We start from the raw sequence: 24,852 nt of genomic DNA, 5'->3' as shown, positions 1-24,852 counted from the left end.
CAAAATGCCCCAAGCACCGGCCCCAAAAGTGGGTTCGCACTTTTGGGATCCGTCCGATGCGCTAGAGGTCCACCCACGCCGCCTTGCGCTGGGATGACCGCACGGCGGCCTCGATGAAGCGCACGCCGCGCACACCATGGTCCACTGTCGGCACCTGAAGCGCGAAGGGATTAGGCTCACGGTTCTCGATGCGGGCCGTAACCAGCTCCGCCACATCCGTATAAAGCTGCGCAAACCCTTCCAGGTAACCTTCCGGATGACCGCCGGGGATACGCGAGGCGGCGCGGGAGATGTCGTCGGCTCCGTAGCCGTTGCGGCGGATGAGTCGCGGCGGCTCGCCCAGGGGCGAGAACAGCAGCACGTTCGGGTTCTCCTGCTGCCATTCGAGCCCGGCCTTGTCGCCATAGATGCGGATGCGCAGGCTGTTCTCCAGGCCGGACGCGATCTGGCTGCACCAGAGCATGCCGCGTGCGCCGGAATTGAAGCGCATCATAATATGGGCATTGTCGTCGAGCCGGCGGCCTTCCACGAAGGTGTGCAACTCGGCCGAGAGCGAGGCAACCTCATCGCCTGCGATGAACTCCGCGAGATTGAAGGCATGCGTGCCGATATCGCCCACCGCGCCCGCCGGGCCTGAGCGTGCGGGGTCGGTGCGCCATTCGGCCTGCTTGCTGCCGGTCTCCTCCACGCGGGTGGCGAGCCAGTCCTGCGCGTATTCCACCTGCACGACGCGGATGCGCCCGAGCTCACCCGCCTGCACCATGGCACGGGCCTGCCGCACGAGGGGATAGCCGGTGTAATTGTGCGTGACCGCGAAGATGAGGCCGGAATCTTTCGCGAGCTTCGCAAGCTGGTCAGCCTCGCGCCGCGTCGTGGTGAGGGGCTTGTCGCAGATGACGTGAATGCCGGCTTTGAGGAAAGCGCGCGCCGCCGCCGCATGGGCATGGTTGGGCGTCACGATGGCGACCGCATCGATGCCGTCCTTCAGCCGCCGCTCACGGCGCGCCATCTCGTTGAAGTCGCCATAGATCCGGTCCGGTTTCAGAAGAAGGTCCTCGCCGGAGAGCCGCCCGCGCTCCGGATCGGAGGAGAGAGCGCCCGCCACCAGCTCCCATCGGTCGTCGAGCCGCGCCGCAATGCGGTGCACCGCGCCGATGAACGCGCCGCGGCCGCCGCCGACCATTCCGAGGCGCAGGCGGCGGTTGAGCTTCTGATCCGGCGATCCGGAAATGGCCATGGCGTTCTCCCCTTTATTTCGCGCCGATGCCGAGCATCCGCCGGTTGGCGGATTCATCCGTTCCGCCTGCCGCGAAATCGTCGAAGGCTTTTTCTGTCACGCGGATGATGTGCGCCTTGATGAACTCTGCACCCTCGCGCGCGCCGTCTTCTGGATGCTTGAGCGCGCATTCCCATTCCAGCACGGCCCAGGAATCGTAATCGTACTGCGCAAGCTTCGAGAAGATGGCATTGAAATCCACCTGCCCATCGCCGAGCGAGCGGAAGCGGCCCGCGCGGTTGATCCAGCTCTCGTAGCCGCCATAGACGCCGACGCGCCCCGACGGATTGAACTCCGCGTCCTTGGCATGAAACGCCTTGATGCGCTCATGGTAGAGATCGATGAAGGCGATGTAGTCGAGCTGCTGCAGCAGGAAATGGCTGGGGTCGTAATTGATGCAGGCGCGGGCATGGCCGCCGACAGCATCGACAAAACGTTCGAAGGTGGCGCCGTCGTGAATGTCCTCACCCGGGTGGATCTCGTAACAGACGTCGCAGCCTGCATCCTCGTAAGCATCGAGGATGGACTTCCAGCGACGGCCCAGTTCCTCGAAGGCGGTCTCGACGAGGCCGGCGGGGCGCTGCGGCCAGGGATAGACGAAGGGCCAAGCGAGCGCACCGGAGAAGGTGACGCTCGCCTTCAGGCCAAGGCGTTTGGAGGCTTTGGCCGCCGCAATCATCTGATCCACGGCCCATTCCTGCCGGGCCTTCGGATTGCCGCGCACTTCGGGAGCGGCAAAGCCATCAAAGGCCTCGTCGAAGGCCGGATGCACGGCCACGAGCTGGCCTTGCAAGTGCGTGGACAGCTCCGTGATCTCAAGACTGTGGGAGCGCACAATCCCCTGAACCTCGTCGCAATAGGCGACCGATTCCGCAGCCTTCTTCAGATCGAAGAGGCGCGCATCCCAGGTGGGAATCTGTACACCCTTGTAGCCGAGGGACGCCGCCCATCGGCAGATGGAATCGAGCGAGCTGAACGGCGCTTCGTCGCCCGCGAATTGCGCGAGAAAGAGGCCGGGACCCTTCATGGTCTTCATGGATGAACTCCCAAGGTGCGGGGTACAGGGGAAAAGGTGTCGTCAGGCAAAGGGAAGCTGCCCGCAAATCCGGTTGAGCAGCTTGCCATTGCCTCGCCCCTGATCGTCAGAGGCGAGGTTTATGGAAGCGCCGATCAGAACGGCGAGTTGGGGAAGTAGTGATTCTTCGCGTTGTCCTTCGTGATCAGCTCGGCGTTGAGCACGTAGGTGCCGCGCATCGGCGCATTGCCGTAGAAATGCGCTGCGGTGACGCCCATGGCGGTCGAGATCATCGACGGCGGATAGGACACGTCCGCCGGGATCATCTTGTCGCCGTCCATAACCTTCTTGATCATGTCCTTCATGCCGGCGCCGCCGAGAACGAACTTGATGTCCTCGCGCTTGGCCTGACGGATCGCTTCCATGATGCCGAGCGCCATGTCGTCGTCGGACGCCCACACGGCATCGATCTTCGGATGCTTGGCGAGGTAATCCTGCATCACCTTGAAGGCGTCGTCGCGGTTCCAGTTGGCATATTGCTTGTCGATCACCTTCACGCCAGAGCCTTCGAGCGCCTTCTCGAAGTTCGACACGCGCTCTTCGTCGATCACGGTGGGAATGCCGCGGAAGACGACGACATTGCCCTGCTTGAGATTGTCGACGAAGTACTTGCCTGCGACGCGGCCGAATTCAGGATTGTTGCCGGCCACATAGATGTCCTGGATCGAAGGATCCTTCAGGCCGCGGTCCACGATGGTGACGAAGGTGCCGCGCTTCTTGATCTCGCGCATGGGGTTCGTCAGTTCGTCGGAATTGAAGGGTAGAACCACGAGGGCGTCGACCTTCTGCGAGGTGAGGTCGTCGAGGGCATTAGCCTGCGACGCGCCGTCCGGCGAGGTCTTCACGATCACCTTGAGGCCCGGATAGCCCTTCTCGAGAGCCTTGGCGGTTTCCTGCGCGTGATAGACCACGCCGCCGGTCCAGCCATGGGTGGCGGCCGGAATGGACACACCGATCGTCACGTTTTTCTGTTGTGCCATCGCTCCCGTGGCGACGCCGGCCATGAGGCCTGCTGCAAGTGCGATCTTGAGTGCTGTTGCTTTCATCTCATTCCTCCCTGGAGGGTTGTTGCTGCGGAGCCCTTATCCTTTGTCCGGCGGGCTCCTGCCGGTTTCATCGCCCGCGGTGAACTGACCGCTGCACGAGCATGGCGACAATGATGATGGCACCCTGGACCGCGCCCACGAGGAACTCGGAGACGAAGTTCGACAGCACCATGATATTCGCGACGAGTTCGAGGATCACCGCACCGATGACGGTGCCCCAGATGCGGCCGATGCCACCCTTAAGGGCCGTGCCGCCGATCACGACGGCGGTGATGGCCTGCAATTCCCACAACAGGCCCGTGGTCGGCGTGGCGGAGCCGAGGCGCGGTACATAGACCAGCACGGCGATGCCGACGCAGATGCCCTGGATGATGTAGGTGAGCGTGCGCACGCGCCAGATCGGAACGCCGGAATAGCGGGCCACATCCTCGTTGGAGCCAAGCGCCACCACGTGGCGGCCGAAGGAGGTGCGATAGAGGATCAGCGCGCCGATGGCCGCGACCACGAGGAACGCGATGATCGGGTAGGGAATGCCGAAGACGTTGCCGAAATAAACCGGGCGATACATCTCGCGCAGGTCGAAGTTGCGCATGGTGATCGTGCCACCGGCAGCGAGCCAGATGACCAGCGAGCGGTAGATGCCCATGGTGCCGAGCGTCACGATGAAGGGCTCGATCCGCCCGAACGTGACGATCAGTCCGTTCGCCAGGCCGCAGGCCGCGCTCACCGCAATGGCCGCCAGCATGCCGAGCGCCAGGGTGCTCATATCTCCGCCACCGAGATTGTTGAGGGTCAGGATCATGATGCCCGCCGTCAACGCGGCCATGGAGCCGACGGAGAGATCGAGCCCTCCGCCCGCGATCACGAAGGTCGCGCCCACCGCGATGATGGCGATGAAGGCCGAGCGCGTGACCACGTTCAGCAGATTCGAGGCAGTCAGGAAATCGGGATTGATGAGCGCGCCCGCGATGATCAGAACGATCAGCGCGATGAAGGGCGAGAGCGCCCGCATGTCGATGTTGAACTTGCGCTTTTCAGCGCTGCTGCGAAGCACGGTTTCGGTCATGCATGGCCTGCGGCGATTTCCGCCGCCCTTTCTTCGTGAACGCCGGTGGCGAGATAGACGATCGAATCTTCCGACAGGTTCGCTTGCGCGACCTCGCCCGCGACGCGCCCGTTGCGCATCACGATCACGCGGTGGCACAGGCCGATCAGCTCCTGCATCTCGGAGGATATGACGATGACGGAAAGACCTTCTTCGGCGAGCTGCGCGATGAAGCGGTAGATCTGTTCCTTGGTGCCGATATCGACGCCGCGTGTCGGCTCGTCGATGATGATGATGCGCGGCTCGGCCAGCATCATCTTGGCGAGAAGCAGCTTCTGCTGGTTGCCGCCGGAGAGCTGACCGGCGAGAAGGTCGCGGCGCCTGGCGCGAATATCGAAATCCTGGATCGCCTTGTCGAGCGCCCGCTCTTCGGCACCAACATCGATAAAGGAGCCGCGCGTGAACTTTTCGAGCGCGGCGAGGGACAGGTTGACCCTCAAGTTTTGCTGAAGAAGCAGGCCTTTGCCCTTCCGGTCTTCGGAGAGATAGACGATTCCCGCCGCCATGGCTTCACGCGCATCGCGGAATTGAACCTGCTTGCCGTCGAGAGTGATCGAGCCCTGATGGGAGCGAAGACCGACGAGGCCCTCGAACAGCTCTGTGCGGCCCGCGCCGATGAGGCCGCCGAAGCCAAGGATCTCGCCGCGCTTCAAGGTGAAGGACGCGTTCTCCACATAGCCGGGCACGGCCATGTCGCGGACGGACAGAATCGTCTGGTCGGACGCCGTCTCCGGCTTGTCCGGATAGAGCTTGGACATGTCGCGGCCCACCATGAGCTTCGCCATCTCAAGCGGCTCGAGGCCCTCGATGTCGCGGGTCACGATGTGGCGACCGTCGCGCAGCACAGTCACACGGTCGGCCACCGCCTTCACTTCGTTCAGGCGGTGAGAGATATAAAGAACGGCGACGCCCTGCGCGCGCAGCTTGCGGATGATGTCGAACAGGCTCTCGGCTTCGATGGGCGTGAGCACGGCGGTCGGCTCGTCGAAGGCCACCACTTTGTGCGGCACGAGAAGCGCTCGGGCGATTTGCACGAGCTGCCGGGCGGCAATGGAGAGGGTGCGCACCTCACGGTCCGGATCGATGCGTGTGCCGAGCTCGGTGAGGATCGCACGGGTGCGCTCACGCATGGTCTTGTCATCGACGAAACCGTAGCGGCGGATCTCCCGGCCGAGAAACACGTTCTGCGCGACCGTCAGGTCTTCGGCGAGCAGGATTTCCTGATGCACCAGGACGATACCGTGGCTCTCCGCATCCACGGGGCCGGTGAAGGTGATCGCCTGTCCGTTCAAATGCAGGCCGCCTTTCGTAGGCGGAAGATGGCCCGAGAGAATGCGCATCAACGTCGACTTGCCCGCGCCGTTCTCACCGATGACGGCATGAACCTCGCCGGGTTTCAGATCCAGCGAAATGCCGCTCAGGACCTCGATAGGCCCAAACGACTTTGAGATGTTTTCTGCGCGCAGGACAGAATCCATGCAGGGCTCCGGATAAGCGGCATCATTCGCTTGCGGGACTGCGCAAGCGGTCATTCGGAATACTCGAGATGTGTCAGGTCAGCAGAGCAGAACGGGCGCTGGCATATCTTTCCTCCGGCTTGTCACGTCGTCCTCTGGCGGGACTTGAGTGAACGATCTAGGGGGATTCCATTCCTTGGCAATGCCCCTATGTAATCGATTACATGAAAAACTTTACCGCAACGGCGGCTTCTGTCAAACAGAACCATCGTAGGGGGAGGTCACATGGACGAGAGCGGGCACGCTGACGGCTTTGCAAAAGATGGTTCAAGCACCATCCGTGCTGCCCGGATTCAGGATGTGGCGAAACTCGCCGATGTCTCGACGGCCACCGTGAGCCGTGCGCTTGCCACGCCGGAGCGTGTCTCTCCGGAAGCGCGCGCGCGCGTGCTCGAAGCCATTGCCAAGACGGGCTATGTGCCCAATCCCGCCGCGCGGTCCTTGCGGTCGCAGAAGACCTATATGGTGCTCGTGGTCCTGCCAGATCTGGCCAACACCTTCTTCTCGAAGATCCTGCGCGGAATCGAGGAGACGCTGTTCGAAGCCGGCTACGGCATGATCATCAGCGATCTCGACGGCTCACCGGCGAAAGAGGCGCATTTCGCTGCCTTCACCGCAGCCGGGCGAGTCGATGGAGCCATTCTTCTCAATGGCCATCTCTTCGGCCAAAGCCGCGAAGGCGAGGGGGCGCCGGCGCGGGTCGGCATTCCGATGGTGGCGCTGTGTGAGGCCATCCCCTCCGCAGATATTCCGCAGATCGAGATCGACAACCGGGTCGCCGCCTCGCGGATGACGCGGCATCTCGCGTCGCTTGGCCATCGCAGCATTGCTTATGTAAGCGGTCCTGCCGGCAACGTGCTGGAGCGTGAGCGCTACGAAGGATATCGCGAGGGGCTGGAGGCCGCAGGGCTTGCCTTCGATCCCGGCCTCGTCATTCCCGGCGATTACACCATCACGGCAGGGGTCGCGGCGGGACAGGACTTGGTGGCGCGAACAAAGCGTCCGAGCGCCGTCTTCTGCACCAGCGATGAAATGGCTATCGGGCTCATGCGAACCCTGCTGTCGTCAGGACTGAAGGTGCCGGAGGATATCTCGGTGGCAGGGTTCGACGATATCGAATTCGCAGCTGTTGCAGAACCTGCCCTGACCACTATCCACCAACCGCGGCGTGAGCTGGGCCAGGCGGCCGCGTCCATGCTCATCGATCTCTTGCAGGGCAAGCCTTCGTCCATGCGGGTTAGACTCGATACGGAGCTCGTGATCCGCGACAGCATCGCGCCGCCCAAGTAAAGCAGCGCATCGTTTAAGCAAAAAACCGGAACCGCTTTTCGCTGACGCGGCCCTCCGCGATGCATTAGAACATGCTGAAGGCGCCGACGAATAGGATCAGCACGAGGCCGATGAAGCCGACATAGGCATAAAGCGCCTTGCTGGAATTCTGATGGGCGTAACTGTCCTTTTCGGCCCCATCCCGCCAGCGAACCGAGTTCTCCTGGTGGCGGGCGAGATCGACCTGCTCAGGCTTCGGCGGGAAGCCGGCGGCCTCATCATCCGTCCCTAATGGGGACAGGCCGGGATCGAGCGCCTCGTTCTTGTCACCCGTGCGTCCGCTGTCGATATCGCCCTTCAACTGGGCTGAGGTCGATCCCATGGCCATGGGGGGCGGGGTGACCGGTTCGATCGTGTAGGCCGGCGGAATGTCTCGACGGTCTGAACGGGTGGACATCGCAACTCTCCCAGGCTCCACTGCTGGAGGAAACCGTCTGGATCGTGCGTAGTTCCTGGGAGGCCCAGGGCCCTCCAATCCATTTCGCAAGTGCGCAAGGAAGGCAGACAAGAAAAAAGGCCGCTGTTGCCAGCGGCCCGAAGTTTAGGGAGGAAACGCCCAAGAAGGGCAGCAACACTGCGACGCTAATCGCCGTGCTGCACTGCAAGAAATAAGGATTGCCCAAACATTCTACAAGATTAAAAGGTCAGCATGGCTGCCCATTTTTTGACCTCATAGGAATGGCTCGGTTGCAACGTTTCTTGGAGGTAGCGCTCAGGGCTTGATCAAAATTGATGCAACAATGGTGCAGAGGTGAGGAATGCCGACGTTGAACGCCGTCCTGGAAGCCGCCCTTTATGTAGATGATCTCGCTCGTGCGAAGGCGTTCTACGAAGACCGGATGGGTCTCGGTCTGCTTCGGGCGGACAACCGCATGTGCGCTTTCGATGTGGGCGGGCGCAACATCCTGCTGCTGTTCCAACGGGGCGCCTCGGCGCAGACCATGACGATCTCGGGTGGGACGATACCGCCCCATGACGGGCAAGGCCCTTTGCACATTGCCTTCGCGATTTCGGCGGATGAGCTTCAGGCCTGGGAGGAGAAGCTCGAGAAATCCGGCATTGCCATCGAGGGCCGGACCACCTGGCAGCGCGGCGGGACGAGCCTGTATTTCAGGGATCCGGACGGGCATCTCCTTGAATTGGCGACGCCCGGCCTTTGGCAGACCTATTGAGGATAAGTCAGGTAACGACGCTCGGCTCGCTGCGTCCCGTGCGGGCCGCGATCTCCGCAATGGTGTTGGCCGCATCAGCAATGTCGGCCAGCGCCTCGGCGGTGGGCAGATTGTGCCGCTCCGTGTCGGGCTCAAACCGTTCGAGATAGACGCGCAGGGTCGCGCCCGAGGTGCCGGTGCCCGAGAGGCGGAAAACGGCGCGGGCATCCTCGGCAAAGAGGATGCGGATACCCTGCTTTGGCGTTACCGATCCATCGACCGGATCCTTATAGGCAAAGTCATCGCAGGCCTGCACCGTCAGCCCGCTGACGCGCTGGCCCGGAAGGCTGGCGAGCTTGGCGCGTAAAGCGTCCATCAATTCGTTGGCAGCCGCCGTGTCGAGCTCTTCGTAATCGTGGCGGGTATAGTAATCGCGTCCGAAGGTTGCCCAATGCTCGCGCACGATCTCGTCCGCCGGCTTCTTCAGAACAGCGAGAATGTTGAGCCACAGCAGCACCGCCCAAAGGCCATCCTTCTCGCGGATATGGGCGGAGCCGGTGCCCGCGCTTTCCTCGCCGCAGATCGTGATCAATCCCGCATCGAGAAGGTTGGCGAAGAACTTCCAGCCGGTCGGCGTCTCGAAGGCGTTGATGCCGAGTTTGGCGGCCACGCGGTCGGCGGCGCGGCTTGTCGGCATGGAGCGGGCAACGCCCGCGAGGCCCTTGGAATAGCCCGGCGCCAGATGGGCATGGCTCGTGAGAATCGCGAGGCTGTCGCTCGGGGTGACGAACAGGCCCGGCGCCACGATCATGTTGCGGTCGCCGTCACCATCCGAGGCTGCGCCGAAATCTGGCGCGTCGGGTCCAAGCATCAGCTCCATCAGCTCATGGGCATGAACCGGATTCGGATCGGGATGGTGGCCGCCGAAATCGGGCAAGGGTTCGCCATTCACTACGGTGCCCTTGGGCGCGCCGAGACGGTCTTCGAGAATGGCTTTTGCGTAGGGACCCGTAATCGCGCTGAGCGCATCGAAGCGCATGCGGAAGCCGGAGCGGAACAGTTCGGCGATCTTGCCGAAATCGACCAGCGTCTCCATCAGCTCGACATAATCGGCGACGGGGTCGATCACCTCGACGATGGTGCTGCCGATCTTCGTCTCACCGATCTTGCCGAGGTCCACATCCGGCGCATCACTGATGTTGTATTCGGCGATAGTGCTCGCGCGCTTGAACACGGCCTCCGTGAAGGATTCCGGCGCAGGGCCGCCATGGGACATGTTGAACTTGATGCCGAAATCGCCGTCCGGCCCGCCGGGGTTATGGCTCGCGGACAGGACCAGGCCGCCGATGGCCTTGTATTTGCGGATGACGCAGGAGGCGGCCGGCGTGGAGAGAAGGCCCTTCTGGCCGACCAGGATGCGACCGAAGCCGTTGGCTGCCGCCATCTTCAAGGCTGTCTGAACCACTGCTTCATTGAAATAGCGCCCGTCACCGCCGATCACGAGGGTCGAGCCGTCGCGGTTCTCGACGTTGTCGAAGATCGACTGGATGAAATTCTCGACATAGCGAGGCTGCTGAAAGACGGTGACCTTCTTTCGCAGGCCGGACGTGCCGGGGCGCTGATCGGAAAAAGGTGTGGTCGTAACGCGGGTCGTCACCATCTGGGTCTGTACTTCCTTGGCTAGGCTTTGCGACGGGAAACGTCTGACGGGCCATTCTAGGGCTCCGGTCATGAGATGCCACTGCCAGGATGAAGGCAAGATGAAGATTGGTAACTCTGCTGCAGCGAGGAGGGGACGCTACGTTGCGTCAACAAAAGCCTTGGCTTGTGCGATGCCCCGGCAATGGAAGCCGATAGTGCGCGGGGCGCCGTCGAGATAGTATTCGTCGAGGTTCTGGAAGGTGAAGCCCGCCTGGCGCAGAAGCTCCGCGACAGGGCGGGTGAGGTTGCATCCTACGGCGAGTGAGCGCCAGATCGGGTTCAGGCGAAATTGCCATCTTGCCACATCGGGTTCCGGCGAGAGGCCATGCTCGAGAAACAGCATCCGGCCCTCGGGCTTGAGAACGCGCCGGATCTCCTTGAGCACCTGTAACGGATCGTCGACGGAGCAGAGCGTGTAGGTGACGACGGCGGTATCGACCGAGTCATCCTCCAGGGGAAGCGCCTCCGCCGGGGCTCGAATGACTTCCAGCGGAACAAGGCTCGCCTCGCACCGCTCTTCACCGAGCGAAAGGAAGGCCGCATTCGGATCGACCCCGATGACCTTCGTCACTAGTTCGGGGTTGTAGAACGGGAGGTTCAAGCCGGGGCCGATTCCGATTTCGAGAACGATGCCGCTCGCCAGCGGCACGATCCGCTCCCGCTCTGCTGAGATATCTTCCATCGAGCAGAGACAGCTCACGATCTTCGGGCCGATATAGCGAGAGTAGATGCCCACGATGGTCTCCAGGGTTGATTGCGGCGATTGAATCGTGGCGACGGTCAGTGGCCCGAACGGGGAACGCCGCGCCAGCCGTAATAGACTTCGAAAGGTTCGAGCCCGATGTCCTGCAGCATGCGCACATCGAGTTGCGCCAGTTCCTTGCGGGCTCTCTCGCGTGCAGCCGAGTGCTTCATCAGCGAGACGAAGTACCGACCAGCCTTGCCGGCGCTGGTGAAAGCTGCGGGAGCGATCCAGGCATAGCCCGAGTGCCCTGGGCCATGCAGTGATCCTGTTGCATATGTCATGACATGCCTCCATGCGCATGAACTGCTAGAATAGACGGGCCGAGGGTCGGTCCGGGGCGACGGGATCGGGTGTTCCCCTTCTCATCGCCGTAGATGACGATGCGCGGGTTTGGCTTGGCCGTCCGTGATGCCGGTCACACAGGCTGTCTGGTGGCGATGAGGGAGGGTTTTTGATGGCCGATCCGCGCAACATGGCGCTGCTGCTGGCGGCCAATCCCTTTTTCGGAGGGCTTGGTCAGGAGGCCATCGACGCGATCGCCGTCCTCTGTGTGCCGCGACATCTGGAACGGGAAGAAACTCTCTTCTTGAAAGGGGATGCGGGCGATGCGCTTTACGCCATCCGGCGCGGGCAGATACGCATCGCCACGGGAAGCGCCTCGGGCCGCCGCTTAACGCTCAACCTGCTCGGGTCCGGCGACGTGTTCGGCGAGGTTGCGCTTCTCGATGGCCGGCCAAGAACGGCCGACGCCGTCGCCGTCGAGTCGACGGATCTCTACATGATCCATCGCAGGGATTTCATCGAGCTTCTTGCCAAGCAGCCGAAGGTGGCCGTGCGCATCATCGAGTTTCTCTGCGAGCGTATCCGCTGGATGAGCGCGCAGATGGAGGAGCGAGCGCTCATGCCCCTGCAGACGCGCCTCGCCCATCGCCTCGTTGCCCTCAGTGAGGATTACGGAGCGGAGATCCATGTCAGCCAGGAGGAGCTTGCCGTTTTCGTGGGAGCCACCCGTGAGAGCGTCAACCGCCAGCTTCAAACCTGGCGGCGGGAGGGTGTAGTCGAACTCAGCCGGAACTGCATCCGCCTGCTTCAACCCGCAGGTCTCGGCATATCCGTGAATGGAGAACCTGACGGCAGCGCGATGTGACCCAAATCACAGAACTTGCCGCTCATTCGGCATCAAGGTGTCCACGGCTCCGAAGCGGAGGAAGACCATGGCTCTTTACCGTCAGTTGCGACGATCGAGCGGTGGATGAAACAACATTGATGCCTTGGACGACGGGGCGAATACACGAACTCGGAAACGGCCGCCGGGCCGCGTCGTGAGAGATCAGCGTAAGCTTGAACACAGTTGCATAGCTACCTCCTAAGAGATGGCGTCTCTCGAAATAGTCGAGAGCGACATGCAACCGGGCATACTATGGTCTTTGAAGAAAAACTCACGAGCAAGGCATAAGTCCGGGGCGTCTTGAGTACGAAAGCCTCCCGCCATGGCAGCCGAACGTTTGAACAATGGATCACAGCCATGTCACAACGTTTTACAGCTGCGCTCGGACGGATTCGGCATGTGGAGATTCATAGCCTGATCCGTGGATTGAAGTGTGCCTTGATCTTGGCGGGCGCGCTCCTCGCCATGCCCAGCCCGCTCCAAGCGGAGCAGGCATCACGCAGGGTCCTCCATATCGACTCGTATCACAAAGGAAACGAATGGAACGACCGCATCGTGGAAGCCTTGCGCTGGACGCTTCATAACCGAGGCGTGGAGGTCCGTGTCTTTCACATGGATACGAAGCGGCGCTCATCCGAGGAAGAAATAAAAGCCTCGGCTTTTGAGGCCATGCGGCAGGTCGAGTCTTTCAAGCCCGACGTCGTGACGGTGAGCGACGATCCAGCCGCGCAATTCTTCGTCATGCCCTATCTCCACGATGCCGACATGCCCGTGGTCTTCTGCGGCCTGAATTGGGATGCGGGGGCCTATGGCCTGCCTTACCGGAACACCACAGGCATGGTGGAGGTGTCTCCCATCCCCCAGATCGTGCAGCTTCTTCGCCGCTATGCCCATGGCTCCAGGATCGGGTTCCTGTCCGAGGACACGGAAGTGAAGCGCAAGGAACTCTCGTATCACGAGCGGCTGTTCGGCATCACCTATGAGAAGACGTATTTCGTCAAGTCATATGCCGAATGGAGCGAGGCGTTCGCGCGGGCGCAGCACGAGGTCGACATGCTCATGATCTTCGGCGTCGGGGCGCTGCGGGATTGGGATCTCGAGCCAGCCAAGCGCCTTGCGGAGGACAAGACGGCGATTCCGACGGGAACCGATTTCGAATGGCTGACAGCCGTCAGTCTCGTGGGCGTCGTCAAGAGTCCTGAGGAGCAGGGGCGTTGGGCGGCTTTGGCAGCACTGCGCATTCTCGACGGTGTGGAACCGAGCGCCATTCCGCTGTCCTACAATCGGGATGGGGAACTGTTCTTCAACGCGCGGATCGCAAGAACGCTCGGCATCAAGCAGGCGCCGCCACTCGCCAGAGCCGTTCCATGACGATGTTCAAGAACAAGAGGCCCGCAAAGGATGGCAGGCGCAGGCGCTCCATTACGCTCAAGACGCTGCGGACGATTGCCGTCCGGATCAGTCTCGTCGTCGCTATCGCAACGATCCTGAGCTACTGGCATGTGCGTTCCGGTTTCGAGGAGCAGGCTGTTGAGAGCCTGAACAGATATGTGGAGCAGAGGCGGGTTCGCGAAAGCGCCATCTTCAACCTGGCCAGCAGCAATGTCCGAACCTTCTCGGATGCCTTTGTCCGGGAGTTGAGCCAGCTCGACCCCCAAAGCGCCGAGCAGCGGTTTGCGAGCCTCTTCGAGAGGCGGCCCGACGGTACCTTGAGACTGACGGAAGATGTTTATCGGACTTACGGCGTGACCGGCTTCATCGGAAAGCATGTCACGGCGGATCGCGACCTGAAGCGCCGCCTGATCGCAGCCTTCGATCTCATCACGCAATTCGGCCCGGCCTGGCAGAGCCAATTCGCCAATCTCTACGTCATCACGCCGGAGGGCGCTGTCATCATGTACTGGCCGGGCCAGCCCTGGGCTCTGCGCGCTGACGATTGGGAGATTGCCGGAAAGCTCAACCTCCTCTCAGACAAGAAAGATGAGATCGTCGTCACCGGCAATATGCAGACGCCATCCCAGGAGCGCTGGTCAGGACTCTATTTCGATTACGGCATCAAGGACTGGCTCGTCTCGGTGACGCGACCGGCCGCCGCCGACAATCGCCAGCTTCTGCAGATCGGGCAGGACATCCTGGTGCATGACCTGATCGGGCGTGCCGCCAGCGCGGAGCTTGGAGGCACATACAATGTCCTCTTCTCGGAAGAAGGCCGGATCATCGCCCATCCGCAATTCATGGATGCCATCCAGGCGCGCAGCGGCTCTCTGCCTGTTTCGGAGACGGGCGACGCGCATCTGGAGAAGATTCATCAGCTCGTTCTCAACCGCTCGCCCGAACAGAGCGTTGTCCGCAATCAGGATTTCAACGAGATCGTTGCCATCACACGTTTGAGCGGGCCGCAATGGACTCTGGCGACCATCTACCCGTTAGCGCTCGCATCACAGAGCGCCTGGCAGACGGCGCGGTTGATCTTCGCGATGGGCGCAGTCGCGCTGATTCTGGAGATCCTGATCCTCAGCTCGACTCTCAGAAGCCAGATTGCAGTGCCGCTGCGCCAGCTGGTGCGCGCCACCGGCTCCGTCGCGGAGGGGCATTTCAAGACCCACCTCGACCTCCAGCGCAAGGATGAGATCGGTGAACTTGCCGAGGCCTTCACCACCATGGCACGGCAGATCGATGCCCGCGAAACCGCTCTCAACGAGAGAGGGGAGAGTCTTGCCAGGCTCAATGAGCAGTTGGAATATGAATTGTCGGAGCGCGAGCGGACCGAGAAGGAGTTGGCGCGGCACCGCGAACTGAATGCCCTCCTCGATACGATAGATTACGGCATCCTATTCCTGAGCGCTGAACTCAAGGTTCGATTGGCCAACCGGGCCTATAAGGAATTATGGGAGGTGCCGGATTCCCTGGTGACCAAAGGAACGCCGATCCGGGAGCTCATGGTCCATCACTGCCGGGTGATGGATGTCGGCCAGGTCTTCGAAGAGGACGCGCTCGAACGGGCTCTGAGCGGTATCAGTTGCTGCGAGCAGGCAAGCGTCGAGATTCCGGCGCCGAAGGGCCGCATCCTTCGATACCATTGCGTCTCGCTTCCCGATGGCGGCCGGATGCTGACCTATGTGGATATCAGCGAGCAGAAGCATGCGCTCGAAGCTCTTGCCGCGGCCGAGCAGCGCCAACGCCGACTTCTTGAACTCGCTCCCTTCCCGCTCGTTGTGACGAGCCGCGACGAGGGACGCATTCTTTACGCAAATGCTCGCAGTGCCGACACTATCGGAGTGGGCCAGGAGGACATGCAAGGAACGTTGGCGCCGAATTATTATGCCAATCCAAATGATCGGGACAGAATTCTCGAATGGCTTTCTCAGGAAGGCCGCGTCCGTGACATTGAGGTTCTGTTGCAGCGCCCGAACGGTGAGCGCTTCTGGGCCTTGGTGAATGCTTCGGTGGCCGATTACGGCTCGACGCCGTCGCTGCTCTTCTCGTTCAACGACATCTCCGATCTGAAGCAGCGCGAAGAACAGTTGCGGCAGGCCAAGCGCGAAACGGAATCAGCCCTTCGCGACCTCAATGCAGTCTTGGAGACGATTCAGTATGGTATCCTGTTCCTTGACCCGGATTTCAAGGTTCGCCTCGCCAATCGGGCCTATCGCGAGATCTGGCAGATCCCCGACGATTTCTACAATCGGATCCGCTCGCTCGACGAGGATATGGAAGAAAGCAGGATTATCGGCGCCTACGACGTGTCCGAGGACGAGTGGGAGATTTACAAAGCCGGGCGTCTAGCAGAGATCCGCGAAGGGAATATCGAGCCGCGCGAGATGCGGCTGAAGAACGGCCGGATCATCCAGTACCGCTGCATCGGCCTTCCCGATGGCGGGCGGATGTTGACCTATTTCGACATCACGGAGATCAAGCGCTTCGAAGAGGTTCTCGGCCGCCATCTCGCGGCAATGGAATCGGCCATGGACGGCATGGCAATCCTCGATCCGGATTCGACATATCAGTATATGAACGCGGCTCACGTCAAAATCTTCGGCTATGACGATCCTTCCGAACTCAAAGGCAAGAGCTGGCGCAATCTCTATGCCGATAGCGAGCGGGAGCGCCTTGAAACGGATGCCATTCCGCAGGTGTACAGGACCGGGCGGTGGAGTGGCGAAGCCGTCGGCCTCAAGCGTGATGGATCCACTTTCCCGCAGGACGTCTCACTGACTTTGATCGGCAATGGCGGTCTCATCTGCGTCGTTCGCGACATCACCGAGCGGCATGCACGCGACGAAGTTTTACGGCTGGCCAAGGAGCACGCGGAGGATGCGAGCCAAGCAAAATCTCGGTTCCTCGCTAATGTCAGCCATGAATTGCGCACTCCGCTCAATGCGGTTCTGGGCTACACGGAACTGCTGATCGATGGTCTCTACGGTTCGCTGCCCAACAAGGCCCATGGTGTCCTGACACGCGTGCAGGTGAATGGAAGGCATCTGCTCTCGCTGATCAATGACATCCTCGATCTCTCGAAGATCGAGGCCGGGGAACTCAAGGTGGCATCCGAATCCTATCCCGTGGCCGGCCTGATTCATTCGGTCGTTTCCACGACAGAATCCCTCGCCAAAGCGAAGGGGCTCTCTCTGAAGACCTCGATCGAAGACGGCTTGCCTAGCGGCCTTGGTGACGAGCGGCGCCTGACGCAGGTTCTCGTCAACCTTGTCGGGAACGCTATCAAGTTCACCGATGAAGGCTCGGTGGAAATCGTTGCGAGGCTCAACGATTGCAGGCTTCAGATCGAGATCACCGATACTGGCATCGGTATCTCGTCCAAGGATCAGGAGTTGATCTTCGAAGCCTTCCAGCAGGGCGCGAATGCTGTCGCCCACGGCAATAACGGCACCGGCCTCGGCCTCGCCATTTCCAAGCGAATCGTCGATCTCCATGGCGGAACGATCATGGTCCGTTCGATTGTCGGCATGGGATCGACCTTCATCATCGACCTTCCCCTCGACATCGGTTCCGCGACGGAGGCGGCATGAGTCTCAAGCGCATCCTGATCGTGGAGGATACGGAAGATAATCGGCAGATCTTGCGCGATCTTCTGACCAATGCCGGCTTTGACATCGTCGAGGCCCATGATGGGGAGGCGGCAGTGGAAGCAGCGTCCAAACATCATCCCGACTTGATCCTGATGGATATCCAACTGCCAATCATGAACGGATATGAAGCGATCCGCCGCATCAAGTCCGACGCGAAGCTGCAGCCCATCCCGATCATCGCGGTGACATCCTATGCCTTGTCCGAAGACAAGGAGAAGGCGCGGGCGGCAGGGTGTGATGGATATGTTGCCAAGCCGTTCAGCCCGCGCCAGCTCCTCGCCACCGTGCGCGATTTGTTGGAGGCTTGAGTTTCTCCATGCGTGAACGTCCTCTCATTCTGGTGGTCGACGACGTGGAGGAAAACCTTGAGATCGTCACGGTCCGCCTCGAAGCTCAAGGCTATGAGATCGAGACCGCGAAGAATGGCCTCGAGGCGCTCGACAAAACCCGGCAATTCCTTCCCGACCTCATATTGCTCGACATCATGATGCCCGGCATCGATGGCATTGAGGTCACGCGCCGCCTCAAGGCGGATGAGGGTCTCCGTTCCATCCCGATCATCCTGCTGACCGCCAAAGCGAGTGTCGAGGATGTGGTTACCGGGCTTGATGCAGGCGGCGACGATTATCTTACCAAACCGTTCGAGCCCAATACGCTCGTGGCCAGGGTCAGGTCCCTTCTGCGCATCAAGGCTCTCTACGATACTGTTCAGGCACAGGCGGAACAGCTTGCGAGCTTGAACAAGGATCTGGAGGCGCGGGTCGCTGCACAGGTCGATGAGCTCGGCCGCGTGCGCGAGTTGCGCCGCTTTCTTCCGCCGCAAGTCGCCAACATGATCGTATCGGGCGGAGGGCGTGCCGAAATCCTGGAACATCACCGCCGGGAGATCGTCGTCCTCTTCTGTGATCTGCGTGGCTTCACGAGTTTCGCCGAGATTGCAGCGCCGGAGGAGGTGATGAACCTCGTCAAGGCCTACCACCAATCGCTCGGACCTCTGATTTACGAAGCCGAAGGAACGCTTGAGAGATTCACCGGAGACGGCATGATGATCTTCTTCAACGACCCCCTCCCGATGCCCGATCCTGCCGCCCGGGCTGTTCGGTTGGCGATTGCCATGCGCAACTCCGCGCATGAGTTGTCCATGAACTGGCAGCTTCGGGGCTATTCCATCGGCTTCGGCATCGGCATCGCCCAGGGCTATGCGACCATGGGACGGATAGGCTTCGAGGGGCGGTTCGATTACGCGGCGATCGGAACCGTCACGAACCTCGCGGCCCGGCTCTGCTCCGAGGCGCGCAATGGGCAGATCCTCGTCACGCAGAGGGTTGCATCGGAATGTCAGGAAGTTGCCGTATCCTCGGCTCTCGGCGAGATGCAGCTCAAGGGCTTGAGCCGCCCGGTTCCCATTTACAACATCGACGGGCCGGTGATGTGACGGTCCGTGCCGTCATTCATGGAGATGACTGGTGCTCGGTTCGTTCAATCAAGGACGAGCCTGTCCTTTCGACGCCGTGATCGGAGCGAACCTTCAAAGGCACGCGGACCAGTTGCCGATAAGAGGAAATACGGCCGCCGGATGCCGACTTGGCCAGGCGAACGAAGATCAGATCGAACTGGTCGGATGCCGTCCCGAAGTCAGGATCAATGCTGTTCTCGTCCAGAAATGCCGGATAGGTGATCGATACTTCCAGGTCTGTCGGATCGTCCAATTGCTCGCGCGACGGGCTCCTGCCCTGATAGATCAGCTTTCCAGGAGACCAATCATGCAGGTTCTTGGACGTGCTGTAATAGAACCCGGACGTGCCATTCGGTGGTTTCGATGACTTCGAGTAGACGGCAAAGAAGGTTCTTGAGGGTTCGTGGAAAATGATCGAGCGAACATTTCCCAGGACGCCGTCGCCGATGGCGGCGCAAGTCCTGCTGCTCGTCGTCCATTGGTTGTCCTCGAACCGGGCTACGCTTTCATAGGCTGCTCCCGTCCAAACTTCCCATTCGAGAGGATTGGAGACCGAAGCGCGGAGCAGGCAGTTATAACGCTCAGGCGCCTTTCGGCCACGATACCACACGATGCTGTAGGCATGGCCTTCGTGCTTGACGAAGTTCGTTGCCGTAATGAAGCCGGGCGGGTTGCGAGAGTTGCCGCTATAAGGCTCGGGCGGACGAAGAACGAGGTGATGAGGCGGATTGCCCAGATAGCTGAAGCTCTTACCGCCATCTGTAGAGATCAGGGCGGCAATCCCGTTATACCAGCATGCCGTGCGGCCCTTGCCGGCGGTGCAGGATTGGTTGTGGCGATAAGGCATGTAGCTTGCGCTGGCGAGGGCAAAGATTCGGCCGTCGGCCAACCTCATCATGGAATGGATCCATGTCCTGTCATCCAGCTGATTGGGATCAGGATCGCCAGACGCCGAGAACCGAATGCGGCAATCCTTGTTCAAGGCCGAGAGGGAGGGTCCCTCGAAGGCACGTGCCTTGAAGTTCGGTGCAAACAGAACGAGATTCCCATCGGAGTTTCGAACGGCCCGAGCCGGTGCGTCGGGCAGGTCCGATCCGTCGCAGGCATCGCGGCGTGAGTCGTACAGAACCGTCTGAGCCCGCTGTGGCGCACGTTCCAGAACTTGAGCGTTGGCGCTTGCGCCCATGGTGAGCGCAAGCGCCGTGCTCCAGAATGCCTTCAAGAACACGTCCTTCAGCCTTCGACGATTTTCTGCAGGAAGACGGCTGGCTTGATATGGTTATTCTTGAGGAAATCGATGTAGAGGGCGGCCCGCTCGCTTCTGATCCTATCATAGGCAACCGGATCGAAATTGATCAGCTTCTTCAGCTTCGCCCGGGTTAAGGGAGCAGTGCATTCCGCCGCGCGAATGAACGGCACGCCGGTGTTCTGGCAAAGCTCCTCTGTTCGCGAGTCGATGGCAACCGTCAGACCCATTTTCTCCGCTTGTAGAGCGAGGGCGACGCCATGGTAGCGGGAACCGATCGTCAGGTCGAAGCGGCGCAGGGAATCCATCCAGGACGGAACATCGTAAAACGAGCGGGCATAATTGATGCACCAGTTCTTGAACTCTTCACGCGTATAATGAGGAACAGTGTGCGCGTGAATATTGGCGAGAACCTTCTCTTCGATGGTGTCGAAATCACCGCGTGAAATCTTGATCATGTCGCCCATGGATTGAACGACGTATTGCCCTGGCGACATGGGATCCATCATCATGGAAATGAGCTGATGCTCGATATCGCGGGTGCGGCCCCAGGCCTGGTGCCCACCGGCCACGGAAATCAGGCGCGGCAGAGGGTTCGCATTCCAGTTTTTCCAGATCTTTTCGCCCAGCTTGGGCTGCTGGTTGATGAAGAATGAGGGGCACCCGCCCGGAATGGTCTCGGCGATGCCGAGCTTTTCAAGCTGCTCCGTGGTATAGGTTCCGCGCGTGTAGATGTTGGGCGCGCTGGAGGCTGCCTGCTTCCGCAGGAGTTGAGCCCATCGCAGCGTCCCCTCGGACACCTGAATGTCTACAGCGGTGTTGTCCGCCTGCGCTCCCAAGCCGATAGCGACGATAGGCAGGTCTGCGCTTGCCAGCCGATCGGCCATGCTGCCGAGATCCGTATGCGGACCGAGCTGGTTTGCGCATGGAATGACGATGATATCGGCCTCGCGTTTCAACGTGTCAGGTGATGCATGCCATGGGAAGAACTTTGTTTCATTGCCGACATGAGATGCGATAGCATGAACAAAGGCTAAGTTCCCATTGTTATGTCCAACCCCTTTGTACAGATCCTCGAAGCCCATATTCGAGTACAACCCGAGACTTTCTTTCTGCCATAGAATCGCCGCGCGCATTCCAATTCCTCAAAGCTTGTGACTGATGAAAATATTTATTTGGCGCGCTTTACAAAACACACGCGCGATTTTCATAAATTATGGCTGCGATGGTATTCGCTAGTCAACATAAGTATTTGCGTGTCCTTTGGTTGCGCTATATCCGCAATTATATTTGAATACATATTGAAAATCGAAATGCCTATTGAACGTGCCAATGCAAAAAGTGGAGATGTCGCTTTCTCAGCGTCAGAGCAAGACGATGCGAGAGCTATGCAGCCGCGCGCTGCTGCAGACTCCGCTCCCAGGTGAGTGCATGCGAGATGATCGTCTCGAGGTCGTCATGCTTTGGCGTCCAACCGAGAAGGTTGCGGATCTTGGTTGCGCCTGCGATCAGCGCAGAAGGATCTCCGGCTCTGCGAGGAGCTAGGAGAGCGTCGAAATCGATGCCTGAAACCTTCTTCACGGCTTCGACGACCTCCAGCACAGAATAGCCCTTCCCATAGCCGCAGTTCAGCGAAAGGCTGCTTCCACTACCGCGAAGGTAGTCAAGCGCGAGAAGGTGAGCATCGGCGAGGTCGGAGACATGGATGTAATCTCGAAGGCAAGTGCCGTCTGGGGTGGAATAATCCGTGCCATAGATCTCGACATGATCGCGCTCGCCGAGCGCCGTCTGCGTCGCGACCTTGATCAGGTGTGTCGCCCGGCGGCTTGACTGGCCACTGCGACCGAGAGGGTCTGCTCCCGCGACATTGAAATAGCGGAGCGCCACGTAATTGAAGGGATGGGCTGCGGCAACATCCCGCAGCATCAACTCAGTCATCAGCTTCGATGTGCCATAGGGCGAGACGGGGTTGAGCGGCGTTGTCTCCGTGATCGGCACCTCGGTCGTGTTGCCATAGACGGCCGCCGTGGACGAAAACATGAATTGGGTCACGCCGCTCGCGACGGCTGCGCCGATCAGATTGCGCGACTTGACGGTGTTGTTGAGATAATAGCCGAGCGGATCGGAGACCGAATCCGGAACCACGATGGAGCCGGCGAAATGCGCGATCGCCTCGACGCCATGTCCTTTGACGATGTCCGCGATGAGAGTTTCGTCGCCGCAATCACCTTGGATGAAATGCGCTGACGGATGAACCATCCACTCGAATCCGGTTGAAAGATCGTCGAGGACGACAACATTCTGTCCGGAATCGATGAGAGCAAGAACCATATGGCTGCCGATATATCCGGCTCCGCCGGTGACGAGAACGCTCATACCATTATCCTGAAATAACAACCGGATTGTCGCGCGGATCTATCTAGGCAGCCTTCAGCTGCCTGTTTGCCGGACGTTTCATGACATCGACCATTTTCGTATCGACACCATTCTCGACCAGGAATTGATGCATCTCGCGATAGGTCGACCTGTAGGCTCGGTTGAACTTGTCGAAGAGCGATTGATCCCAATATTGCTCGAGGTTGAATTCCTTGCCGGAGAATACATCGAAGCTCGGAATTTGGTATGTCTCGGCAAACTCGACCGTTCTGCTGTCATAGGTGAAGTAGATGGAGGGCGTGCCGTTCGCGAGTGCCATCAAGTTGCCGTGCAGGCGGTATCCGATGACGAGATCCTTCTGTTGTACGAGGTTCTCGTAATCCGCGACGACATCGGAGTAGAACAGGCGCTCCCGATGCAGCTTTTCGATTGTCTCGTCTAGGTACCAGTCGTTCACCCATTTGTTGGCCCGAAGCTCGGCAAAGGCTTCTTCCCGCTGCTCGGGAGTTCCGAAGACGATTTTCTTCTCCTCCACCTCGCCCTGCGCCATCAGGACCACATCGAACCGGGCTGCCAGATCCTTCACGAGATCGCGGTGGAAGGTGAGATATTGCTTGATATTCTGAGCATAGGTGGGCGAGACCTCACGACGAAGTGTGATTCCGGCCGTCTTGATCTTGCCAAGCGGCGGCAATTTGATGTTGAGGTCAGGATTGTTGCGGCGGAAGGCCGTCGGGCATCCGACGATCCTCACATTCTTGATGCCGAGATCCCACAGGATCTGAGCCGAGTAGGTGCCGCGAACGCCGATCGACGTCGTCGAATCCGCCATCAGACGTAGCATGGTCTTCGTCTGGTCCGAGAGTTCCAGCTTACCCTTGACCGGCGCCTGCGCACCAATGCCCCAGGCGATCACAGGTATCTTGAGCTTCTTGAGAACCTCGACGGCCCGCTCCCACTGCATGTCCTTATGGATATAGTTGGAGCCTCTGAGGAACACATAGTCATATTCGGCATTGATGCGGTCGATATCGGCCATATTGGGATTGGCGATTTCAAGCGCATCGAGTTTGTCGAAGTTGAGGAGCTTCAGGGACGAATCAAAGACGAAGGCGTCGCCGATGTTGTGGTAATGGTTGATGCTGCGTTGAACGTCCTGGTAATTGTACCACCTGACGTTGTCGTGGTTGTAGACCTCGCCCGAAGGGCTGATGACGAGAATGCGTTTCATATCTTTTGTCTCCGTCATTGGTGCGGAATGGGCCTCAGGCTGAAAGAGCTGCGGCTTGAGCAGGCCTTGCCTTTGAAGTTGCGATGTCACGGTAAAGGTCGAGATGCGCCTGCGCGCATTCTTCGTAAGTGGTGGGACGCGTGATCCCGGCGCTCAGGCGATCCCAGAGACCAGGATCGGACAGGACCTCGACCATGCGGTCGACGAGGTCCTCGGATGAGCCGACCCGGAAATGGAGGCCATCGACGCCATCCGTAATTTTCTCGGCCATCCCGCCGATATTGCTGCAGATCATAGGCCGGCCGTGGAAGAATGATTCCTGAATGACGATGGGCGAGTTCTCCCACCAGATCGAGGGAATGATCGTCCAGTCGATGGAACGCATGAGGCGCGGCATCTCACTGTTCTGGTAGGAGCCATAGAAGCGCACACGATTTCCGGCGCGCTCAACCAGCGCCTCGATTTTCTCCTGGAACGCCTTGGGCTGCCGTTCGAGATTGCCGCCGAAGATCATCAATTGTGCATCGTCGCCCCACACATTTTCCGGAATGCGGGTAACCGCATCGAGAAGTACATCCACACCCTTGAACTGCGTGATTTGCCCAAAATAGGCAAAGCGAGAGCGACGTGCGGTTGGGGATGGCAAAGCCCGAGGAGGAGTGGGCTGCGCGATATCGAGGCCGTTCTCGATGACCACGAAGCGGGAGCGATCGAGCCCCCATTCCACATAGCGGTCGACCAGAAACTCACTGGGGGAAACGAAGAAATCCGCGACCTTGAGCAGGCTGCGAACGAAATGCTCCCGGCGCAGGAAGCGGGCCGGTGCGATCTCCGGGAAGCAGGCATTACAATCGGACGGCGAGGCGCGATGGCAAAGCTTGCTGCCGCCCGTCTTCACCATCTGGCCATGGTGGTGACAGATGGAGAGCAGTTCGTGGAACGTGACCACGATGATGCAATCCGGAAATGTCCGGCGAACGGCGTGAAGGCATTCGAGCCCGAGCCCGATGAAGTGATGGAAGTGGACGACGTCCGGCCTCAAATCCCTAAGAACGCGAATGAAATCCTGTTCGAGTTCCTGGGTATTCCTGTTCGAGATCAGGAAGTGATCGTATTCATCGGCATGATAGAGGATCTCGCCGTCCTTCTGGCGAAGGCTCATGAGTGCCGTGCCGCTGTGCCTGACAACCGGGTAACCGACGCGGGCGAGGAAGCGGGATTGGGTTCCTGCGTGACGATTAAGTCCCTTATGCAGGTTATAGGCTGCGATTTCCGCGCCGCCGAGAGAATAGCTTGGGTGGCCATGCGAAACGACCAGGACACTTTCAGGAGCTTTGGTCATC

Annotated in this window: 21 protein-coding genes; 7 read left to right on the top strand and 14 right to left on the bottom strand. The window is 60.1% G+C overall.

The window, feature by feature from the left end; all coding sequences use genetic code 11:
• Nucleotides 1-61: 61 nt before the first annotated feature.
• The 5 genes from AB4Y85_RS15675 to AB4Y85_RS15655 all read right to left on the bottom strand — a co-directional run bounded on the left by AB4Y85_RS15675 (nucleotide 62) and on the right by AB4Y85_RS15655 (nucleotide 5,980).
• Entirely contained in the window at nucleotides 62-1,237 is a 1,176-nt protein-coding gene (locus AB4Y85_RS15675) for a Gfo/Idh/MocA family protein (protein WP_441985845.1), read from the bottom strand.
• A 13-nt stretch (nucleotides 1,238-1,250) separates the two neighbouring features.
• The gene (locus tag AB4Y85_RS15670; protein ID WP_441985844.1) at nucleotides 1,251-2,312 is read right to left on the bottom strand and encodes a sugar phosphate isomerase/epimerase family protein; all 1,062 of its coding nucleotides are present in this window, start codon (nucleotides 2,310-2,312) and stop codon (nucleotides 1,251-1,253) included.
• Nucleotides 2,313-2,446: 134 nt separating this feature from the next.
• A complete protein-coding gene (locus AB4Y85_RS15665) occupies nucleotides 2,447-3,397 on the bottom strand; it encodes a substrate-binding domain-containing protein (RefSeq protein WP_441985843.1) in 951 nt (316 codons plus the stop codon).
• Between the two features lie 67 nt (nucleotides 3,398-3,464).
• Nucleotides 3,465-4,463, bottom strand: coding sequence for an ABC transporter permease (locus AB4Y85_RS15660; RefSeq protein WP_441985842.1), 999 nt, complete (start codon nucleotides 4,461-4,463; stop codon nucleotides 3,465-3,467).
• Complete coding sequence (locus AB4Y85_RS15655) at nucleotides 4,460-5,980, bottom strand: sugar ABC transporter ATP-binding protein (RefSeq protein ID WP_441985841.1); 1,521 nt, start codon at nucleotides 5,978-5,980, stop codon at nucleotides 4,460-4,462. Before AB4Y85_RS15655 ends, AB4Y85_RS15660 begins: the two co-directional genes overlap by 4 nt.
• 264 nt (nucleotides 5,981-6,244) lie before the next feature.
• On the opposite strand from AB4Y85_RS15655, the gene AB4Y85_RS15650 reads away from it, so the two are divergent.
• Nucleotides 6,245-7,309 (top strand): LacI family DNA-binding transcriptional regulator, encoded by a 1,065-nt coding sequence (locus tag AB4Y85_RS15650; RefSeq protein WP_441985840.1) that lies wholly within the window; start codon nucleotides 6,245-6,247, stop codon nucleotides 7,307-7,309.
• 64 nt (nucleotides 7,310-7,373) lie between these two features.
• On the opposite strand, the gene AB4Y85_RS15645 is transcribed toward AB4Y85_RS15650, so the two are convergent.
• Complete coding sequence (locus tag AB4Y85_RS15645) at nucleotides 7,374-7,745, bottom strand: hypothetical protein (protein ID WP_441985839.1); 372 nt, start codon at nucleotides 7,743-7,745, stop codon at nucleotides 7,374-7,376.
• A 361-nt stretch (nucleotides 7,746-8,106) separates the two neighbouring features.
• On the opposite strand from AB4Y85_RS15645, the gene AB4Y85_RS15640 reads away from it, so the two are divergent.
• On the top strand, nucleotides 8,107-8,520 hold the full coding sequence (locus AB4Y85_RS15640; protein ID WP_441985838.1) for a VOC family protein: 414 nt from the start codon (nucleotides 8,107-8,109) through the stop codon (nucleotides 8,518-8,520).
• 7 nt (nucleotides 8,521-8,527) lie between these two features.
• Here AB4Y85_RS15640 and AB4Y85_RS15635 read toward each other — a convergent pair whose 3' ends face one another.
• The 3 genes from AB4Y85_RS15635 to AB4Y85_RS15625 all read right to left on the bottom strand — a co-directional run bounded on the left by AB4Y85_RS15635 (nucleotide 8,528) and on the right by AB4Y85_RS15625 (nucleotide 11,226).
• Nucleotides 8,528-10,159: an alpha-D-glucose phosphate-specific phosphoglucomutase gene (locus tag AB4Y85_RS15635; protein WP_441985910.1), complete on the bottom strand. Its 1,632-nt coding sequence runs from the start codon at nucleotides 10,157-10,159 to the stop codon at nucleotides 8,528-8,530.
• A 138-nt stretch (nucleotides 10,160-10,297) separates the two neighbouring features.
• On the bottom strand, nucleotides 10,298-10,936 hold the full coding sequence (locus AB4Y85_RS15630; protein WP_441985837.1) for a class I SAM-dependent methyltransferase: 639 nt from the start codon (nucleotides 10,934-10,936) through the stop codon (nucleotides 10,298-10,300).
• Nucleotides 10,937-10,980: 44 nt separating this feature from the next.
• Nucleotides 10,981-11,226 carry a DUF1127 domain-containing protein gene (locus tag AB4Y85_RS15625; RefSeq protein ID WP_441985836.1) on the bottom strand — a complete coding sequence of 82 codons (246 nt, stop codon included), beginning with the start codon at nucleotides 11,224-11,226 and terminating at the stop codon, nucleotides 10,981-10,983.
• 173 nt (nucleotides 11,227-11,399) lie between these two features.
• Here AB4Y85_RS15625 and AB4Y85_RS15620 point away from each other — a divergent pair, with 173 nt between their 5' ends.
• The 5 genes from AB4Y85_RS15620 (at nucleotide 11,400) to AB4Y85_RS15600 (ending at nucleotide 18,635) form a co-directional block, all read left to right on the top strand.
• Nucleotides 11,400-12,092 carry a Crp/Fnr family transcriptional regulator gene (locus AB4Y85_RS15620; RefSeq protein ID WP_441985835.1) on the top strand — a complete coding sequence of 231 codons (693 nt, stop codon included), beginning with the start codon at nucleotides 11,400-11,402 and terminating at the stop codon, nucleotides 12,090-12,092.
• Nucleotides 12,093-12,470: 378 nt separating this feature from the next.
• A complete protein-coding gene (locus AB4Y85_RS15615; protein WP_441985834.1) occupies nucleotides 12,471-13,484 on the top strand; it encodes an ABC transporter substrate-binding protein in 1,014 nt (337 codons plus the stop codon).
• A complete protein-coding gene (locus AB4Y85_RS15610) occupies nucleotides 13,481-17,140 on the top strand; it encodes a PAS-domain containing protein (RefSeq protein ID WP_441985833.1) in 3,660 nt (1,219 codons plus the stop codon). Before AB4Y85_RS15615 ends, AB4Y85_RS15610 begins: the two co-directional genes overlap by 4 nt.
• A complete protein-coding gene (locus tag AB4Y85_RS15605) occupies nucleotides 17,137-17,508 on the top strand; it encodes a response regulator (RefSeq protein WP_441985832.1) in 372 nt (123 codons plus the stop codon). The genes AB4Y85_RS15610 and AB4Y85_RS15605 overlap by 4 nt, the downstream gene beginning before the upstream one ends.
• 8 nt (nucleotides 17,509-17,516) lie before the next feature.
• On the top strand, nucleotides 17,517-18,635 hold the full coding sequence (locus AB4Y85_RS15600; RefSeq protein WP_441985831.1) for a response regulator: 1,119 nt from the start codon (nucleotides 17,517-17,519) through the stop codon (nucleotides 18,633-18,635).
• 16 nt (nucleotides 18,636-18,651) lie between these two features.
• Here the strand turns inward: AB4Y85_RS15600 and AB4Y85_RS15595 are convergent, their stop codons facing one another.
• From AB4Y85_RS15595 to AB4Y85_RS15575, 5 genes are all read right to left on the bottom strand, one after another.
• On the bottom strand, nucleotides 18,652-19,884 hold the full coding sequence (locus tag AB4Y85_RS15595) for a hypothetical protein (RefSeq protein ID WP_441985830.1): 1,233 nt from the start codon (nucleotides 19,882-19,884) through the stop codon (nucleotides 18,652-18,654).
• Between the two features lie 5 nt (nucleotides 19,885-19,889).
• The gene (locus AB4Y85_RS15590) at nucleotides 19,890-20,987 is read right to left on the bottom strand and encodes a polysaccharide pyruvyl transferase family protein (RefSeq protein ID WP_441985909.1); all 1,098 of its coding nucleotides are present in this window, start codon (nucleotides 20,985-20,987) and stop codon (nucleotides 19,890-19,892) included.
• A 301-nt stretch (nucleotides 20,988-21,288) separates the two neighbouring features.
• Nucleotides 21,289-22,278, bottom strand: coding sequence for a UDP-glucose 4-epimerase GalE (gene galE / locus AB4Y85_RS15585; protein WP_441985829.1), 990 nt, complete (start codon nucleotides 22,276-22,278; stop codon nucleotides 21,289-21,291).
• A 43-nt stretch (nucleotides 22,279-22,321) separates the two neighbouring features.
• The gene (locus AB4Y85_RS15580; RefSeq protein WP_441985828.1) at nucleotides 22,322-23,509 is read right to left on the bottom strand and encodes a polysaccharide pyruvyl transferase family protein; all 1,188 of its coding nucleotides are present in this window, start codon (nucleotides 23,507-23,509) and stop codon (nucleotides 22,322-22,324) included.
• 34 nt (nucleotides 23,510-23,543) lie between these two features.
• Nucleotides 23,544-24,851, bottom strand: a complete 1,308-nt coding sequence (locus tag AB4Y85_RS15575; protein WP_441985827.1) for a glycosyltransferase family 4 protein — start codon at nucleotides 24,849-24,851, stop codon at nucleotides 23,544-23,546.
• Nucleotide 24,852 lies beyond the last annotated feature (1 nt).

Origin of the sequence: Microvirga sp. 2YAF29, from assembly GCF_052114605.1 — a bacterium.
Taxonomy (GTDB): Bacteria; Pseudomonadota; Alphaproteobacteria; order Rhizobiales; family Beijerinckiaceae; genus Microvirga.
This window is presented reverse-complemented; position numbering and strand designations above follow the sequence as displayed.